Origin of the sequence: Providencia huaxiensis, from assembly GCF_002843235.3 — a bacterium.
GTDB lineage: Bacteria > Pseudomonadota > Gammaproteobacteria > Enterobacterales > Enterobacteriaceae > Providencia > Providencia huaxiensis.
Window position 1 is genome coordinate 16,363 of record NZ_CP031122.1, and the last position, 14,698, is coordinate 31,060.

15 protein-coding genes and 4 pseudogenes are annotated in these 14,698 nt (G+C 56.1%); 10 read left to right on the plus strand and 9 right to left on the minus strand.

Annotated features, from left to right (window positions below; translation table 11 throughout):
* Positions 1-9: 9 nt before the first annotated feature.
* Positions 10-345, minus strand: coding sequence for a hypothetical protein (locus tag CYG50_RS00560; RefSeq protein WP_000683476.1), 336 nt, complete (start codon positions 343-345; stop codon positions 10-12).
* Positions 346-441: 96 nt separating this feature from the next.
* Between CYG50_RS00560 and CYG50_RS00565 the strand changes: the two genes are divergently transcribed.
* The 4 genes and pseudogenes from CYG50_RS00565 to CYG50_RS00585 form a co-directional block, all read left to right on the plus strand.
* Positions 442-930 (plus strand): DUF1643 domain-containing protein, encoded by a 489-nt coding sequence (locus CYG50_RS00565; RefSeq protein ID WP_001273096.1) that lies wholly within the window; start codon positions 442-444, stop codon positions 928-930.
* 2 nt (positions 931-932) lie between these two features.
* A complete protein-coding gene (locus CYG50_RS00570; protein ID WP_000062185.1) occupies positions 933-1,430 on the plus strand; it encodes a hypothetical protein in 498 nt (165 codons plus the stop codon).
* 561 nt (positions 1,431-1,991) lie between these two features.
* Positions 1,992-2,924 carry a hypothetical protein gene (locus CYG50_RS00580; protein ID WP_000434071.1) on the plus strand — a complete coding sequence of 311 codons (933 nt, stop codon included), beginning with the start codon at positions 1,992-1,994 and terminating at the stop codon, positions 2,922-2,924.
* A gap of 73 nt (positions 2,925-2,997) precedes the next feature.
* Positions 2,998-3,144: pseudogene (locus CYG50_RS00585) on the plus strand (AAA family ATPase); the annotation flags it as partial.
* 4 nt (positions 3,145-3,148) lie between these two features.
* Here the strand turns inward: CYG50_RS00585 and CYG50_RS00590 are convergent.
* Positions 3,149-3,433: pseudogene (locus tag CYG50_RS00590) on the minus strand (DUF4158 domain-containing protein); the annotation flags it as partial.
* Positions 3,434-3,596: 163 nt separating this feature from the next.
* On the opposite strand from CYG50_RS00590, the gene CYG50_RS00595 reads away from it, so the two are divergent.
* From CYG50_RS00595 to CYG50_RS00605, 3 genes are all read left to right on the plus strand, one after another.
* On the plus strand, positions 3,597-4,154 hold the full coding sequence (locus CYG50_RS00595) for a recombinase family protein (protein WP_001235713.1): 558 nt from the start codon (positions 3,597-3,599) through the stop codon (positions 4,152-4,154).
* A gap of 182 nt (positions 4,155-4,336) precedes the next feature.
* Complete coding sequence (locus tag CYG50_RS00600; RefSeq protein WP_000027057.1) at positions 4,337-5,197, plus strand: broad-spectrum class A beta-lactamase TEM-1; 861 nt, start codon at positions 4,337-4,339, stop codon at positions 5,195-5,197.
* A gap of 169 nt (positions 5,198-5,366) precedes the next feature.
* Positions 5,367-6,122: a 16S rRNA (guanine(1405)-N(7))-methyltransferase RmtB1 gene (locus CYG50_RS00605; protein ID WP_012372818.1), complete on the plus strand. Its 756-nt coding sequence runs from the start codon at positions 5,367-5,369 to the stop codon at positions 6,120-6,122.
* 80 nt (positions 6,123-6,202) lie between these two features.
* On the opposite strand, the gene CYG50_RS00610 is transcribed toward CYG50_RS00605, so the two are convergent.
* Positions 6,203-6,751 (minus strand): cation:proton antiporter domain-containing protein, encoded by a 549-nt coding sequence (locus tag CYG50_RS00610; protein ID WP_014342204.1) that lies wholly within the window; start codon positions 6,749-6,751, stop codon positions 6,203-6,205.
* A 59-nt stretch (positions 6,752-6,810) separates the two neighbouring features.
* On the opposite strand from CYG50_RS00610, the pseudogene CYG50_RS00615 reads away from it, so the two are divergent.
* Positions 6,811-7,164 (plus strand): annotated as a pseudogene (locus CYG50_RS00615) (TCP-1/cpn60 chaperonin family protein); the annotation flags it as partial.
* Positions 7,165-7,390: 226 nt separating this feature from the next.
* Positions 7,391-8,923, plus strand: coding sequence for an IS91-like element ISCR3 family transposase (locus tag CYG50_RS00620; protein WP_012372820.1), 1,533 nt, complete (start codon positions 7,391-7,393; stop codon positions 8,921-8,923).
* 91 nt (positions 8,924-9,014) lie between these two features.
* Here the strand turns inward: CYG50_RS00620 and CYG50_RS00625 are convergent, their stop codons facing one another.
* Both CYG50_RS00625 and tet(G) read right to left on the minus strand, forming a co-directional pair.
* Entirely contained in the window at positions 9,015-9,806 is a 792-nt protein-coding gene (locus CYG50_RS00625; RefSeq protein WP_001253717.1) for a LysR family transcriptional regulator, read from the minus strand.
* 20 nt (positions 9,807-9,826) lie between these two features.
* Positions 9,827-11,002, minus strand: coding sequence for a tetracycline efflux MFS transporter Tet(G) (gene tet(G), locus CYG50_RS00630; protein ID WP_001257840.1), 1,176 nt, complete (start codon positions 11,000-11,002; stop codon positions 9,827-9,829).
* Positions 11,003-11,105: 103 nt separating this feature from the next.
* Here tet(G) and tetR(G) point away from each other — a divergent pair, with 103 nt between their 5' ends.
* The gene (gene tetR(G) / locus CYG50_RS00635; protein ID WP_000163574.1) at positions 11,106-11,732 is read left to right on the plus strand and encodes a tetracycline resistance transcriptional repressor TetR(G); all 627 of its coding nucleotides are present in this window, start codon (positions 11,106-11,108) and stop codon (positions 11,730-11,732) included.
* Here the strand turns inward: tetR(G) and CYG50_RS22960 are convergent.
* From CYG50_RS22960 to CYG50_RS00655, 4 genes and pseudogenes are all read right to left on the minus strand, one after another.
* Positions 11,729-11,845, minus strand: a pseudogene (locus CYG50_RS22960) (DUF3363 domain-containing protein); the annotation flags it as partial. The gene tetR(G) and the pseudogene CYG50_RS22960 sit on opposite strands and share 4 nt — an antisense overlap.
* A 93-nt stretch (positions 11,846-11,938) precedes the next feature.
* Positions 11,939-13,153 (minus strand): chloramphenicol/florfenicol efflux MFS transporter FloR2, encoded by a 1,215-nt coding sequence (locus CYG50_RS00645; RefSeq protein ID WP_000214125.1) that lies wholly within the window; start codon positions 13,151-13,153, stop codon positions 11,939-11,941.
* Positions 13,154-13,369: 216 nt separating this feature from the next.
* Positions 13,370-14,341 carry a dihydropteroate synthase gene (folP, locus tag CYG50_RS00650; RefSeq protein WP_000259026.1) on the minus strand — a complete coding sequence of 324 codons (972 nt, stop codon included), beginning with the start codon at positions 14,339-14,341 and terminating at the stop codon, positions 13,370-13,372.
* Positions 14,335-14,682, minus strand: coding sequence for a quaternary ammonium compound efflux SMR transporter QacE delta 1 (locus tag CYG50_RS00655; RefSeq protein WP_000679427.1), 348 nt, complete (start codon positions 14,680-14,682; stop codon positions 14,335-14,337). Before CYG50_RS00655 ends, folP begins: the two co-directional genes overlap by 7 nt.
* Positions 14,683-14,698: the final 16 nt, after the last annotated feature.

Sequence of the window (14,698 nt, forward strand, 5' to 3'; positions counted from 1 at the left end):
GAGCCAGTCTTAGCTAAAGCATTCGCCGGTTTTAAAGTCGTAGCTGTAAGTGCCCATCAGATTGGCTTTTCGGCTTTTCTTGCCATTGGTGTTTGCTGGCGCTTTAGGGGTCGCAAGTACGCCATAGAACAGGATACCAACAAGTGCCGCTTGCCACGCGAAAACAGCAACCAGAATCCAAAAAGCAGCAGCCAGAACCGGCAGTTTGTGCAGAAGGTTGAGCACCGACTTGGCCCAAATCACTGCCGGGATAGCCAGCACTGCGTAACCCCAGTTGGTGGCCTCAAGCATAGCCAGGCCAAGAATAACAACAGCCATCAGCGCGATATTCAGTACATGTTTCATGGTCATCTCTCCTTTTCAACTTACACTTTTATCCTATCACAGCATTAAAAAATGCAACTGTGAAAGGGCATTTTTCATTCAAAAAGAGGTGACACTTTGAGTGCAATTATCAGCAAGTGCGGCATGTACAGATACCGTCTGGAAAGGGATGTGCAACCCGAAGGCCTTGTGTTCGGTTATTTTGGTGTAAACGGCTCTACGGCCACGGCCACCGAGGACGATCACACGGTCAGAAAGTGGATAGGGTTTACCAAGGTCAACGGAGGGAGGCGATTCATAGTCGGTAATGCTTTTGCTTTTCGGGCGACCGACGTTCGAGAGCTGGCTACGGCGGTTGATCCTGTCGGGCCTGAAAATGAAATCCACTTGGAAAGGATTATTCGGGATGCTGATGTCTTGGTGCCCTGCTGGGGGAGCCGAACTAAGCTGCCTAAGTCTTTGCATGTTCATTTGGACAGGCTTTTAGAGCAGCTCGTTGCATCTGGGAAGCCGGTATTGGCATTTGGCGTGACTGGTTCGGGGGACCCGAAGCACCCACTAATGCTTGGATATTCGACAAAACTTGTGCCCTGGGGAGGAAAATAATTATGTCGATGCTTGAAGCACGTTACTTCGTGGCAAAGATAAGCGATGCACAGGCCGTGCTCTGCGATGAGGAGCTGGCGACACTGGAAAGGCTGATCCGGAAGGTTGATGATGGCCGCAGAGCAAATGGCAAGAGCTCGCTTACTTGCGTTGTTGTCGAAGAAGATTGGCCGAACTGGCAGCAAACGGTTGACTCTGTACTTTCACTTGCTGACGGGAAAGACAACGATTGGACCAATGCCACACCAGAACAAATCAAGGCCTTTTGGGTCGATGACTCAGTTTGGAAAACTCTGGATGGCCGGGATAAATGGATTGAAGATCTCGACCTGCTGGTGGACGGTTCCCCGGTGGCTTCTGAGTGGGAACCTTTTGGCTTGGAATCAGGGCAGTCTGTCGTCATACGAGGCGGATGGATAGAAGGGAATGCCTTGAGTGATGATGGCGTACCGCTAGTGCAGGCATTCGTCGCTTGGAAACAGGGCCAAGACAACCACTAAAGGAAAATTACTTCGGAAGGGCGGCTATGGCCGCTTTCTTTTTAATATTTACAGCATCACATAATGATACTATGATGTTGTTAATTTACTTGGGGAGGCGCTTATGCTCACTGCTAAATGTATAGGGTGCGGATGCACCGATGATCACGCTTGTGTTGAAAACGGTCAACCGTGTCACTGGCTTCGCGTGAATAGAGTGGAAGGTATCGGGGTCTGCTCTTCGTGCCCGGATGCTCTCAATCAATTCGCATCGACCAGCCAGGAACAAGCAACTGGACAGGATGACTACCGGAACAGTCCAGAATGGAAGGATTTTTCATCACGCATTGGTAATGCACTATGCGGGGGCCGGAGCAAAGCAAAGTAAGGTAAAAACGGCTATGCCGTTTTTTATTTGTCTATTACGGCATCACATTATAAGCCTGTAAATGCTGAATCTGTAATTGCCCAAAATGGGCGTGAGCAGGGGCGGGGTGTGAGGTCGTTCTAAGGCAAAATACTTTGTACTGGCAGAACAAAGAAAGAATGAACTTTCACATGTGAAAGTTTTTGGGGTACGGGATGGAACAAGCAATTCAAAGTTACTTGGCTGACGACCGGCAATATCAAGACAGGATTACCGCAGCTCTCAGCCAGGTTGAAGAGAAAGGTGCAGAGTACGAAGCTCTTTGCCAACAGCGTGCTCAGTTGGGGATCTGGCAAAAAATTATAACGTTCTGGCAGTTTCGTCGAGACATCGCCGTTATACGTTCAGCACTAAAAGGCCATAACAGCGATTTGCGGTATTTGCGCCGTGGGAGAGACCAGCTCAAAGAGGGATTGGTTTCTCGGGCCGTGAAGCAAGCGATTGACGGTAGCCAGATTCTGGAACGAATCACCCAAGCTCAAGATAGGCTTGACGCCGCATCTCGACTCCACGAGAGCAACAAGCGACTGGTGGACATGGGGCAAAAAGCCTTACGTGAAATCAGTGAGGCCTCTTCCAGTGTTTCATCAGCACAAACAATGGAGGTTCTCGACCTTGTGACTGACAACAAGGGCATTTCCGTCATGTCGTCGATGTCAAACTCCTCGGCCAGCAGTGAAATAGACGATGCGAAGAGAGCTGTGAAAGCCTTCGCAAATGCGCTGGGGGATCATCGTGACATTGTGGGCTCACTGCACCACTCAATGGCAACTGAGTTTATCGATCTGGGTATGGACTTTGCCGGTTTGAATGATGGTTTCGACTTTGGGAGCGTCTTCTCGCTGTTCAGCTTGTCGTCTGCCAGTTCCTCTCTGGACAAAGTAGAGTCTCGCGTTGAATCTCTGATGCCAGATCTAAGACGAGCCGCCTCCAATTCGGCAGCAGAGTATGCCCGTGTTAACGAAGAGTTCTTTGGCCTGAAACAACAGGCCTGTTGCCAAGTGCATGAGTTGCTGGTGACAAATGGTATAGACGTGTCAGTCAAGCGCGTTGAGTCCGCCGTGAACAGCTACAGAGTTGGAAGGTGATATTTACAGCATCATAAAATGAACTTATGATGTGAGGTGATCAACAAGTCGAAATTTATTTAAAGGATAAGCGATGAGCGATATTACACAGCAAATGGACAAACTTGAGATTCCAATCAAGTTGTCCTTTCCAGTCATCAACGTTAGCACTTTTGAGCTGGGCCGCGCAGAGAGCGTTTTCTCTGACATTGCAAAGAAAGTCGGCAAGCACTTTATTGTAAACCGTATTCTGCAAGAACGGTGATATCACGAATCCCGAGCTGTCTGGCGGTAAAATGCCGGACGCCGGAAGGAATATGATTCATATCGGTGAGGAAGGTGCCCAGAAAACGGACACATCCAATTTGCAGGGCAATGCCCAGACGGTTGTGATCACCTCTGCTTTTTCCGATAAATTCCTTGTCTGCTTCATCAAGGTGAAAATATCGTGCCAGCTGAAGCTCATCCGGTTCACCGGTGAATCTGCCATAGCTTTCAGTCTGCTCAGTGGTCAGAAAGTCAACGGGCATATCGGCCTCCCTGCCTGACGGGCATTTAGTAACATTTTTCCAACCGTACGAAATGTTATAAATTATCGGACATCGTAAAACTGTTACATTAATATGTCTATTAAATCGTAAATTTGTAATAATAGACATGAGTTGTCCGATATTCGATTTAAGGTACATTTTTATGCGACTTTTTGGTTACGCTCGGGTCTCAACCAGTCAGCAGTCTCTTGATCTTCAGGTCAGAGCACTCAAAGACGCAGGTGTGAAAGCAAACCGTATATTTACCGATAAGGCATCCGGCAGTTCAACAGATCGGGAAGGGCTGGATTTGCTGAGGATGAAGGTGGAGGAAGGTGATGTCATTCTGGTTAAGAAGCTCGACCGTCTTGGCCGCGACACTGCCGATATGATCCAACTGATAAAGGAATTTGACGCTCAGGGCGTGGCAGTCCGGTTCATTGATGACGGGATCAGTACCGACGGTGATATGGGGCAAATGGTGGTCACCATCCTGTCGGCTGTGGCACAGGCTGAACGCCGGAGGATCCTAGAGCGCACGAATGAGGGCCGACAGGAAGCAAAGCTGAAAGGAATCAAATTTGGCCGCAGGCGTACCGTGGACAGGAACGTCGTGCTGACGCTTCATCAGAAGGGCACTGGTGCAACGGAAATTGCTCATCAGCTCAGTATTGCCCGCTCCACGGTTTATAAAATTCTTGAAGACGAAAGGGCCTCGTGATACGCCTATTTTTATAGGTTAATGTCATGATAATAATGGTTTCTTAGACGTCAGGTGGCACTTTTCGGGGAAATGTGCGCGGAACCCCTATTTGTTTATTTTTCTAAATACATTCAAATATGTATCCGCTCATGATACAATAACCCTGGTAAATGCTTCAATAATATTGAAAAAGGAAGAGTATGAGTATTCAACATTTTCGTGTCGCCCTTATTCCCTTTTTTGCGGCATTTTGCCTTCCTGTTTTTGCTCACCCAGAAACGCTGGTGAAAGTAAAAGATGCTGAAGATCAGTTGGGTGCACGAGTGGGTTACATCGAACTGGATCTCAACAGCGGTAAGATCCTTGAGAGTTTTCGCCCCGAAGAACGTTTTCCAATGATGAGCACTTTTAAAGTTCTGCTATGTGGTGCGGTATTATCCCGTGTTGACGCCGGGCAAGAGCAACTCGGTCGCCGCATACACTATTCTCAGAATGACTTGGTTGAGTACTCACCAGTCACAGAAAAGCATCTTACGGATGGCATGACAGTAAGAGAATTATGCAGTGCTGCCATAACCATGAGTGATAACACTGCTGCCAACTTACTTCTGACAACGATCGGAGGACCGAAGGAGCTAACCGCTTTTTTGCACAACATGGGGGATCATGTAACTCGCCTTGATCGTTGGGAACCGGAGCTGAATGAAGCCATACCAAACGACGAGCGTGACACCACGATGCCTGCAGCAATGGCAACAACGTTGCGCAAACTATTAACTGGCGAACTACTTACTCTAGCTTCCCGGCAACAATTAATAGACTGGATGGAGGCGGATAAAGTTGCAGGACCACTTCTGCGCTCGGCCCTTCCGGCTGGCTGGTTTATTGCTGATAAATCTGGAGCCGGTGAGCGTGGGTCTCGCGGTATCATTGCAGCACTGGGGCCAGATGGTAAGCCCTCCCGTATCGTAGTTATCTACACGACGGGGAGTCAGGCAACTATGGATGAACGAAATAGACAGATCGCTGAGATAGGTGCCTCACTGATTAAGCATTGGTAACTGTCAGACCAAGTTTACTCATATATACTTTAGATTGATTTAAAACTTCATTTTTAATTTAAAAGGATCTAGGTGAAGATCCTTTTTGATAATCTCATGACCAAAATCCCTTAACGTGAGTTTTCGTTCCACTGAGCGTCAGACCCCGAAAACGATTTAGGAGACACCGATGAACATCAACGATGCCCTCACCTCCATCCTGGCCTCAAAAAAATACCGCGCCCTTTGCCCGGATACCGTGCGGCGCATCCTGACTGAGGAATGGGGGCGGCATAAATCCCCCAAACAGACCGTAGAGGCTGCACGCACCCGGCTGCATGGAATTTGCGGGGCATATGTCACCCCGGAATCGCTCAAGGCTGCTGCCGCCGCGCTTTCTGCGGGCGATGTAAAAAAGGCATTGTCGCTGCATGCCTCCACCAAGGAGCGACTGGCCGAGCTGGATACCCTGTACGATTTTATCTTTTCAGCCGAAACTCCCCGCCGCGTGCTGGATATCGCCTGCGGTCTTAACCCCTTGGCGCTATACGAGCGCGGCATTGCATCCGTGTGGGGCTGTGATATCCACCAGGGATTGGGGGATGTCATCACCCCCTTTGCTAGGGAAAAAGATTGGGATTTTACCTTTGCCCTGCAGGATGTGCTGTGTGCGCCGCCCGCCGAAGCCGGCGACCTGGCGCTGATTTTTAAGCTTTTGCCCCTGCTGGAGCGGGAGCAGGCCGGTTCTGCCATGGCACTTTTACAATCCCTCAATACCCCGCGCATGGCTGTCAGCTTTCCCACGCGTAGTTTAGGCGGGCGTGGAAAAGGCATGGAGGCGAACTACGCCGCATGGTTCGAGGGCGGCTTGCCCGCCGAGTTTGAGATTGAGGATAAAAAGACCATCGGAACAGAACTTATATACTTGATAAAAAAGAATGGATAAGCCAATCAGAAGGCAAATCATCTAAAAAAGAGGAACGAAAAATATTTTTCGTTCCTCTTTTGTTCTATCGAACAAGCACACTACGACTGCTGTTTTTGAAGCAGCCTTTTATAGCTCAGCTCGATGCCCAACGCCCCCAGCGGCGCTGTAAGTATAATGGCAAGAACCGCCACCGCAAGTATGGTTTCCCCACTGCCAAGCCCCATCGCCAGCGGAATAGCGCCGATTGCAGCCTGCACCGTTGCCTTGGGCAGATAGGCAATCATGCAGAACAGGCGCTCCTTCCGGGATAGGTCTGTACCCAGCGTACTCATCCACACGCCCAGCATGCGAAACAGCAGCGCAGCTGTGATCAGCAGCATGCCGCTTAGCCCGGCGGAGAAAAGGTAACGGATGTTGACCGTTGCACCCACCAGCACAAACAGCCAGATTTCTGCCGCCACCCAAAGCTTTGAAAATTTGCCGGATATACGCTTTGCAACCGGGGCGTTGGTTTTTAAAAGGGTGACGCCCATCCCCATCACCGCCAGCAATCCGGAAAATAGCGCCCTTTCGCCCAGGGTTTTCTCCAACGCAACCAGCGCAAAGGATGCGCCCAGCAGCAGGAGCACCTTGATCGTATCACGCATATGTACCCGCTTAAAAAGGGCTGCCGGCCGGCAAGGTGCTGTGCACGGATCTGCCCTGGCAGGGCATCAACGAAGACCAGAACCTGGGCATCGCCATCACCCGCCGTGCGCTGGAAGCCCCGCTGCGCGCCATCGTGGCCAACGCCGGTGAAGAACCGAGCGTGATCGTGGCCAACGTCAAGGCCGGCGAAGGCAGCTACGGCTACAACGCCGCCACCGGCGAGTTCGGCGACATGATCGCCATGGGCATCCTGGACCCGACCAAGGTGACCCGCTCGGCCCTGCAGCACGCCGCTTCCGTCGCCGGCCTTGCGATCACGACCGAAGTGGTCGTGGCCGAAGTGCCGAAGAAGGAAGAGCCGGCCATGCCGGGTGCTGGCGGTATGGGCGGCATGGGCGGCATGGATTTCTGATCCGGTTGGCCCGGTCGTCAGGGAACCGGACCGCGCCAGCGCGGTCCGATCCCGGCAACGACCCGACATCAAGGCCCCAAGGACGGGGCCGGAGCCCGGCAGCGATGCCGGGCTTTTTGTTGTGCCCGCGCCGCGGCAATGTCTGACGCGAAGATCAGAACGCACCGATACGAACGTGCGAACACAGGCGCAACACTGAGCAGCCGTCCCCGCACCGGAGCGCTGCGTGCCGCGCCTCGCCACATCCCGGCGGCAAGCCGCGGGATGCGCGCCACTGCCGTCCGCCCACACCGGTTCGCGGTACGCGCGCCACGCGCCCGAGCGCACGCTGCTGTACGCGTTGGTAGAGGCGCACTACCCGGACTTCATTGCACGGATCGAAGCGGAGGGCCGCTCGCTGCCCGGGTATGTCCGCGAGGCGTTCGATGCCTACCTGCGTTGCGGCGTACTCGAGCACGGCTTCCTGCGGGTGGTGTGCGAGCACTGCCGTGCAGAGAGGCTGGTGGCCTTCTCCTGCAAGAAGCGCGGGTTCTGCCCGAGTTGCGGCGCGCGACGCATGGCCGAGAGTGCGCGGCACCTGGTCGAGGAGGTGTTCGGCCCGCGGCCTGTGCGGCAATGGGTGCTGAGCTTTCCGTACCCCTTGCGTTTCCTGTTCGCCAGCAAGCCAGAAGCCATTGGCCCGGTGCTGGGCATCGTGCAGCGCGTGATCGCCGGCTGGTTGGCCGATCAAGCCGGCATCGACCGCGCCAGCGCCCAGTGCGGCGCGGTGACGCTGATCCAGCGTTTCGGCAGCGCGCTGAACCTGAACATCCACTTCCACATGCTGTGGCTCGACGGCGTGTACGTGGAAGCCACCGAGCTGCCGCGGCGCGAACTGCGCCTGCACCGCGCCCGTGCGCCCACCACCGCGCAGTTGACCCAGCTGGCAGCTACCATCGCGCACCGGGTGTGTCGGCACCTGACGCGCAAAGGCTGGCTCGAAGGGGAGGGCGAATCGGCCTTCCTGGCAGACAGCGCTGCAGGCGACGACAGCATGGATGGGCTGCGGATGAGTTCGATCACCTACCGCATCGCCACCGGCCGCGACGCTGGCTGCAAGGTCGTCACGCTGCAAACGCTGCCCGGTGACGCCGGTTCGCTGGAGGGCGAAGCCGGCAAGGTCGGCGGCTTCTCACTGCATGCCGGCGTGGCGGCCGAAGCACACGAAAGCCACAAGCGGGAAAAGCTGTGCCGCTACATCACGCGCCCGGCGATCAGCGAGAAGCGGCTGTCGATAGCGCTCCAGGGCAGGGTGCGTTACCAGCTCAAGACCCCGTGGCGCAATGGCACCACGCATGTGGAATGGGATCCGGTGGATTTCATCGCCAAGCTGGCGGCGCTGGTCCCGCCACCTCGCGCGCATCTCACCCGCTTCCACGGCGTATTCGCCCCGAATGCAAACCTGCGTGCGCAGCTGACGCCCTCGGGGCGCGGCAAGCGGCCTGCGGGCGATGCGGCGCCAGTGGACGTCAGCGCCCACGACGCGCCGCGCAGCCCCGAGGAGAAGCGCCGTGCGATGAGCTGGGCGCAACGGCTCAAGCGGGTCTTTTCCATCGACGTCACCGCCTGCGTCCACTGCGGTGGCACCGTGCGGATCGTCGCCAGCATCGAGGAACCCACCGCCATCCGCGCCATCCTCGCCCACTTCGAGAAGCACGGCGCGCGGGAAGAAGCGCACTACAGGCCCGCAGCGCGCGCGCCGCCAGTGCAAGCCGCGTGACGATCTGCCGGCTGCACAGCCGACGGCGAAACCGGAATCCGAGCCGATGCGGCCACGATCCGCAGGGCGGCGCTCGGCCCGCTGTCGGGAATCAGCGAAGCATGGCTGCTGACAACGCCGCTGCGTGGCCCCGCGATGCCGAAATCCCACTCACAGACGTCCGATCCGTGCCCAAAACGGGGCTTGCGCGACCGCCGCCTACCCAGCAGACTGCCCGAAAAGGGCGTTTGAACTTCCTATACGCAAGGAACGTCTCGCCTGCCAAATCGGGCCATGTGACGGCTGACCGCTTGGCGAGCGGATGCCGTTCCGGTAGCACCGCCAAGAGCGGTTCGGTCCATGTGCGACGGGAATGGCAGTCGGGTGGTTGGGGCGTGCCCGCGACGAACGCCACGTCCAACCTGCCGGCGCGAAGCTGCACCACCGCTTCACGGGCCGGGCCTTCGGCGATCTCGACTTCAACATCGGGGTAATCCTTGCGGTATTGGCCGATCAGCTTTGCGAGGAAGCTATGCGGAATCAGGGCATGGATACCGATACGAAGCCGGCCGCTTTCTCCGGCTGCCGCCATGCCGGCGGTTTTCACCGCATGGTCGAGTTGGTCAATACCTACGGCTATCCGCTCGACGAAATGGCGTCCGGCCTCGGTCAGCCGAACGCCGCGCGCATGACGCTCGAACAAGAGGATGCCGAGGTCTTCTTCCAGTGCCTTCACGCGGGCGCTGACGCTGGACTGTGCAACGCCGAGCGCGTTGGCGGCGTGACGGAAGTTGAGATATTCGGCGACAGCGAGAGTGTGAACTAAGGTCATCATTGGCACTCGCCCCGAAAGGAGATGATTGCTCAACAGATTTAATCCGTCATTTCTCCTAAGTCTACGCATGCCAAATCGCCATGACTAAATCACAATGAAGTTGCGAATGGTCTGCGTAGTATTGGCAGACATATTAAATAGAGGATCGCGCCGACAATCCAAACCCAACCGTTCCATGCCCCGGCGGTGGCAGAATAGAGTGCTGTGAAGCCAAGCGGTCCTGCGATAGAGCTTAGATTGGTGAGGCTCGTTAGCGTTCCTTGCAAAGCCCCTTGCTTGTTACTGCTGACATTGTTTGAGAGCATTGCCTGCAAGGCCGGCATGCCAACACCCCCGGCGGCAAGCAGCAACAGAATCGGGAACACCATCCATCCCTGCGTGGCAAAAGCCAGAAGAACGAAGCCAGTCGCATCCGCAGCCATGCCAAACAGCAGCGTGCGCCGCTCTCCAAGCCGGCTTGAAAGCGGGCCGGTAACAAACGCTTGGAAGATCGCATGTGTTGCCCCAAACGCCGCGAGCGACAAACCAACGGTCGCGGTGTTCCACTGAAAACGGTCCTCGCCATATATGACCCATAGGGCTGCAGGCACTTGGCCGATCAGTTGAATAATGAAGAAAACTGCGAAAAGCGCACCTAGCCCGCGCAATGCATCATCCAGCCGTAACAGAACGAATGGTTTGATGCGAACCGGCTTTCCGGTCCCGCCATGGCTGTGATGAGTCTCCTTGAGGAAAATGCAGGCAAGCAGGAACGCGAACCCGTTGAGAAGGGCGGCGGCGATAAACGGGGCATGAGCAGAGATACCACCGAGCATGCCACCAAGTGCTGGCCCGGCAATCATGCCCGCCCCATAACAGGCCCCCATGTAGCCGAACCAGCGTGCGCGAGAACCTTCCCCCGTCGAATCGGCAATGGTTGAGGCTGCTACAGCTCCGGTTGCGCCCGTGACGCCGGACACGAGTCGGCCGATATAGAGCACCCATAAGACCGGCGCTGATGCCATAATCGTGTAATCGACTGCGGCTCCTGCAAGAGAAGCCAGAAGTACCGGACGCCGACCGTAAGAATCCGAAAGCTGTCCAAGCATGGGCGCGAAGACGACCTGCATCAATGCATAGAGCGACAGCAAGGCACCATAGTGTCCAGCGACCTGCTCTGCTGGCACAAGCTCACGCAGAAGCGTCGGAAGGACGGGCATGATGAGGCCGAGACCCATGGCGTCAAGACCCACGATCAGCAGGGCAATGATGGCAGAGCTGCGCACCTGAAACTCCAGCGCCGCTCAATGGAGCGACTTTATCAACGATAAGGAGATGGACATATAACTTATCGGTGATAAATTGTCAAGCACTGGCGAAGGAACGTGAATGACCAAACTGGACAAGGGCACCGTGATCGCGGCGGCGCTAGAGCTGTTGAACGAGGTTGGCATGGACAGCCTGACGACGCGGAAGCTCGCTGAACGCCTCAAGGTTCAGCAGCCTGCGCTTTACTGGCATTTCCAGAACAAGCGAGCGCTGCTTGATGCGCTCGCCGAGGCGATGCTGGCGGAACGCCATACCCGCTCGCTACCCGAAGAGAATGAGGACTGGCGGGTGTTCCTGAAAGAGAATGCCCTGAGCTTCAGAACGGCGTTGCTCTCTTATCGGGACGGCGCGCGTATCCATGCCGGCACTCGACCGACAGAACCGAATTTTGGCACCGCCGAGACGCAAATACGCTTTCTCTGCGCGGAGGGCTTTTGTCCGAAGCGCGCCGTTTGGGCGCTCCGGGCGGTCAGTCACTATGTGGTCGGTTCCGTTCTCGAGCAGCAGGCATCTGATGCCGATGAGAGAGTTCCGGACAGGCCAGATGTGTCCGAGCAAGCACCGTCGTCCTTCCTGCACGATCTGTTTCACGAGTTGGAAACAGACGGCATGGATGCTGCGTTCAACTTCGGACTCGACAGCCTCATCGCTGGTTTCGAGCGGCTGCGTTCATCTACAACAGATTAGAGGCTTATGCCCCTTTGCCGCCCCAACTGCCACGACACCGATCCGCTTTGCACGATGCCCATGACCTCACGGCCGAGCTGGCGGTCGATGACCGGCCGCCACGGGACAAGGGAAATGAGCGGTATCTTGCCAGACAGGATACCGCCATTCACGAGGTTTCGAAGATTATTGCGCCGCATCGGAGCGGGCTTGCTTCCAGTCGTCGGCTAGACGACTGGCGACTTCTCGGTGGCAGCATCACGGGATCGAAGGAGCGCCAGCCCCAACGACACCAGCACTGCCATTGCCGTGGCGTAACAAATCACGGGCCACGCTGTATCGCCGTTTAACAGCGTCACCGCCAATGTCCCGACGATACTGACTATCAGGCTTTGGATGCAGAAGTAGAACGCAACCGCTGATCCAGCGATGTCGTCGAACTGCGCAAGTGCGCCGTTGGCGGTAACGGACACCGTGAAGACAATGCCGACCGCGACAACCCACATCGGCAGGATGAAGCTGAAAAATGACGGCGATCCGAAAAGTTGGCCGATCCCCAACAGGATCGCGCCGGAAACGAGCAACGCCATCCCGCGCGCTACGCATCCCGCGATACCCCATTTGGCAACGAAGGACTTTGCGAAGCGGGTTGTCGTGACCATGACCAGCGCGACAGTCGCGAAGGCCAAGCTAAATCCGATCTCGGAATAGCCGGCTTGGCCTATGAGAACACGGGGGGCTGTCGAGAAGAAAACGAAGAATGTGCCCATGCCGGCACTAAATCCGACCGTGTAAACCCAAAAGGCCGGACTCGCGAAGATCGGCAAAACAGATCGTTGCGTTCTGGCCTGATCCAACGGTCGGGTTTCATGCCACCTGAAACTGGCGTTTAAGAGTGCGAGCGAAGCCAGTGCAGCCAGTGTGATGAAGATCGCCTGCCATCCCCAAAACTCGCCGATCAGCGCACCGGCTATAGGGCCGAGCGCAGGCACGAACGCCAGCATCGAACTGAAAAGGCCGTAGATGACGGCACCTTCGGGACGATTGGCATATACGTCGCGCACGGTCGCGAAGGTGGCCACCAGCATGGCCGATGCTCCAACAGCCTGAACCAGACGAAACGCAACAAAGGCTAATGCAGTTGAAGAACAAGCCGCTCCCAGAGACGCAGCAACGAAAGCCGTTGCGCCTACAAGCAGGATCGGCCGTCGCCCGACGCGATCGGAGAGTGGCCCAAAGATCACTTGGCCCACACCGAGCATCACCATGTAGAGGCTCAACGTGAGTTGGATTATGGATGGAGTCGTGTTCAGGACGCCCGGCATCGCCGGAACGACTGGAAGATAAATATCCATCGCCAGCGAGGCGAGGATGTCGAAGGGAGCCATAAGCAGCAAGGCTGCCGGCAGCGTATAGGCCCACGCGGGGCGTGTGGTGGTCATGACGAATCAACCTCTCGATTAAGGATACCGGGCAGCGTCTGCTCGTCAGCAATCAGATGGGATTGGTCTTACAGAGCGCCGCAACAACAATTCTGATGTTGCGGCTTACTTGTCTGCTGACTTGGAATTTCCCATGCTGATGGCTCCACGATTACGAAATTGAATAGCAGATCTTATCGAATTAGTTGTTGCGTTGCAATGCGGTATCGTTGGCTCCTATAGCCCCAACCCCCGCTGCCGCCCTAACTGCCACGACACCGAACCGCCCTGCATGATACCCGCGACCTCGCGGCCGAGCTGGCGGTCGATGATCGGCCGCCACGGGACAAGGGTGAACTCGTGGCTCTTTTCCACGATGGCGAACTTGCCGCTCGTTAGCTGGACAGTCCCGGTGAACTTGCCGCTGACACTCTCACCATCCTTGGCGGCGCGGAACGGCAGCGCCTTGCCCTCGGCCATCTCCGCACCGGCGCGCGCAACTTCCCGCTCGCGCAGGGTGGCGAGAAGATTGCGCCGGTAGAAGATTCGGCCGTCCCTGTTGCGCGTGGCGTCGCGCTGTTCGATATGATGCTCGCGGCGCTGGTCCATGGCTTCGCGGACCTGTTGCCCGAAGCCGGTCGGCGCAAGGTCGGCCGTTTCGCCATGGACCAATCGCCGGTCCATCCCCGGATCGAGGATGAGCCGGTCGGCAGCGACCCCGCTCCGTCGCAAGGCGGAAACCCGCGCCTCGAAGAACCGCACAATCTCGTCGAGCGCGTCTTCGGGTCGAAGGTGACCGGTGCGGGTGGCGATGCCATCCCGCTGCGCTGAGTGCATAACCACCAGCCTGCAGTCCGCCTCAGCAATATCGGGATAGAGCGCAGGGTCAGGAAATCCTTGGATATCGTTCAGGTAGCCCACGCCGCGCTTGAGCGCATAGCGCTGGGTTTCCGGTTGGAAGCTGTCGATTGAAACACGGTGCATCTGATCGGACAGGGCGTCTAAGAGCGGCGCAATACGTCTGATCTCATCGGCCGGCGATACAGGCCTCGCGTCCGGATGGCTGGCGGCCGGTCCGACATCCACGACGTCTGATCCGACTCGCAGCATTTCGATCGCCGCGGTGACAGCGCCGGCGGGGTCTAGCCGCCGGCTCTCATCGAAGAAGGAGTCCTCGGTGAGATTCAGAATGCCGAACACCGTCACCATGGCGTCGGCCTCCGCAGCGACTTCCACGATGGGGATCGGGCGAGCAAAAAGGCAGCAATTATGAGCCCCATACCTACAAAGCCCCACGCATCAAGCTTTTGCCCATGAAGCAACCAGGCAATGGCTGTAATTATGACGACGCCGAGTCCCGACCAGACTGCATAAGCAACACCGACAGGGATGGATTTCAGAACCAGAGAAAGAAAATAAAATGCGATGCCATAACCGATTATGACAACGGCGGAAGGGGCAAGCTTAGTAAAGCCCTCGCTAGATTTTAATGCGGATGTTGCGATTACTTCGCCAACTATTGCGATAACAAGAAAAAGCCAGCCTTTCATGATATATCTCCCAATT

What these genes read in the sequence shown, in the direction of transcription:
- CYG50_RS00560 (WP_000683476.1), bottom strand. Translation starts at nt 345, where the DNA reads ATGAAACATGTACTGAATATCGCGCTGATGGCTGTTGTTATTCTTGGC.
- CYG50_RS00570 (WP_000062185.1), top strand. Translation starts at nt 933, where the DNA reads ATGTCGATGCTTGAAGCACGTTACTTCGTGGCAAAGATAAGCGATGCA.
- CYG50_RS00580 (WP_000434071.1), top strand. Translation starts at nt 1,992, where the DNA reads ATGGAACAAGCAATTCAAAGTTACTTGGCTGACGACCGGCAATATCAA.
- CYG50_RS00595 (WP_001235713.1), top strand. Translation starts at nt 3,597, where the DNA reads ATGCGACTTTTTGGTTACGCTCGGGTCTCAACCAGTCAGCAGTCTCTT.
- CYG50_RS00600 (WP_000027057.1), top strand. Translation starts at nt 4,337, where the DNA reads ATGAGTATTCAACATTTTCGTGTCGCCCTTATTCCCTTTTTTGCGGCA.
- CYG50_RS00605 (WP_012372818.1), top strand. Translation starts at nt 5,367, where the DNA reads ATGAACATCAACGATGCCCTCACCTCCATCCTGGCCTCAAAAAAATAC.
- CYG50_RS00610 (WP_014342204.1), bottom strand. Translation starts at nt 6,751, where the DNA reads ATGCGTGATACGATCAAGGTGCTCCTGCTGCTGGGCGCATCCTTTGCG.
- CYG50_RS00625 (WP_001253717.1), bottom strand. Translation starts at nt 9,806, where the DNA reads ATGCGTAGACTTAGGAGAAATGACGGATTAAATCTGTTGAGCAATCAT.
- CYG50_RS00645 (WP_000214125.1), bottom strand. Translation starts at nt 13,153, where the DNA reads ATGACCACCACACGCCCCGCGTGGGCCTATACGCTGCCGGCAGCCTTG.
- folP (WP_000259026.1), bottom strand. Translation starts at nt 14,341, where the DNA reads ATGGTGACGGTGTTCGGCATTCTGAATCTCACCGAGGACTCCTTCTTC.
- CYG50_RS00655 (WP_000679427.1), bottom strand. Translation starts at nt 14,682, where the DNA reads ATGAAAGGCTGGCTTTTTCTTGTTATCGCAATAGTTGGCGAAGTAATC.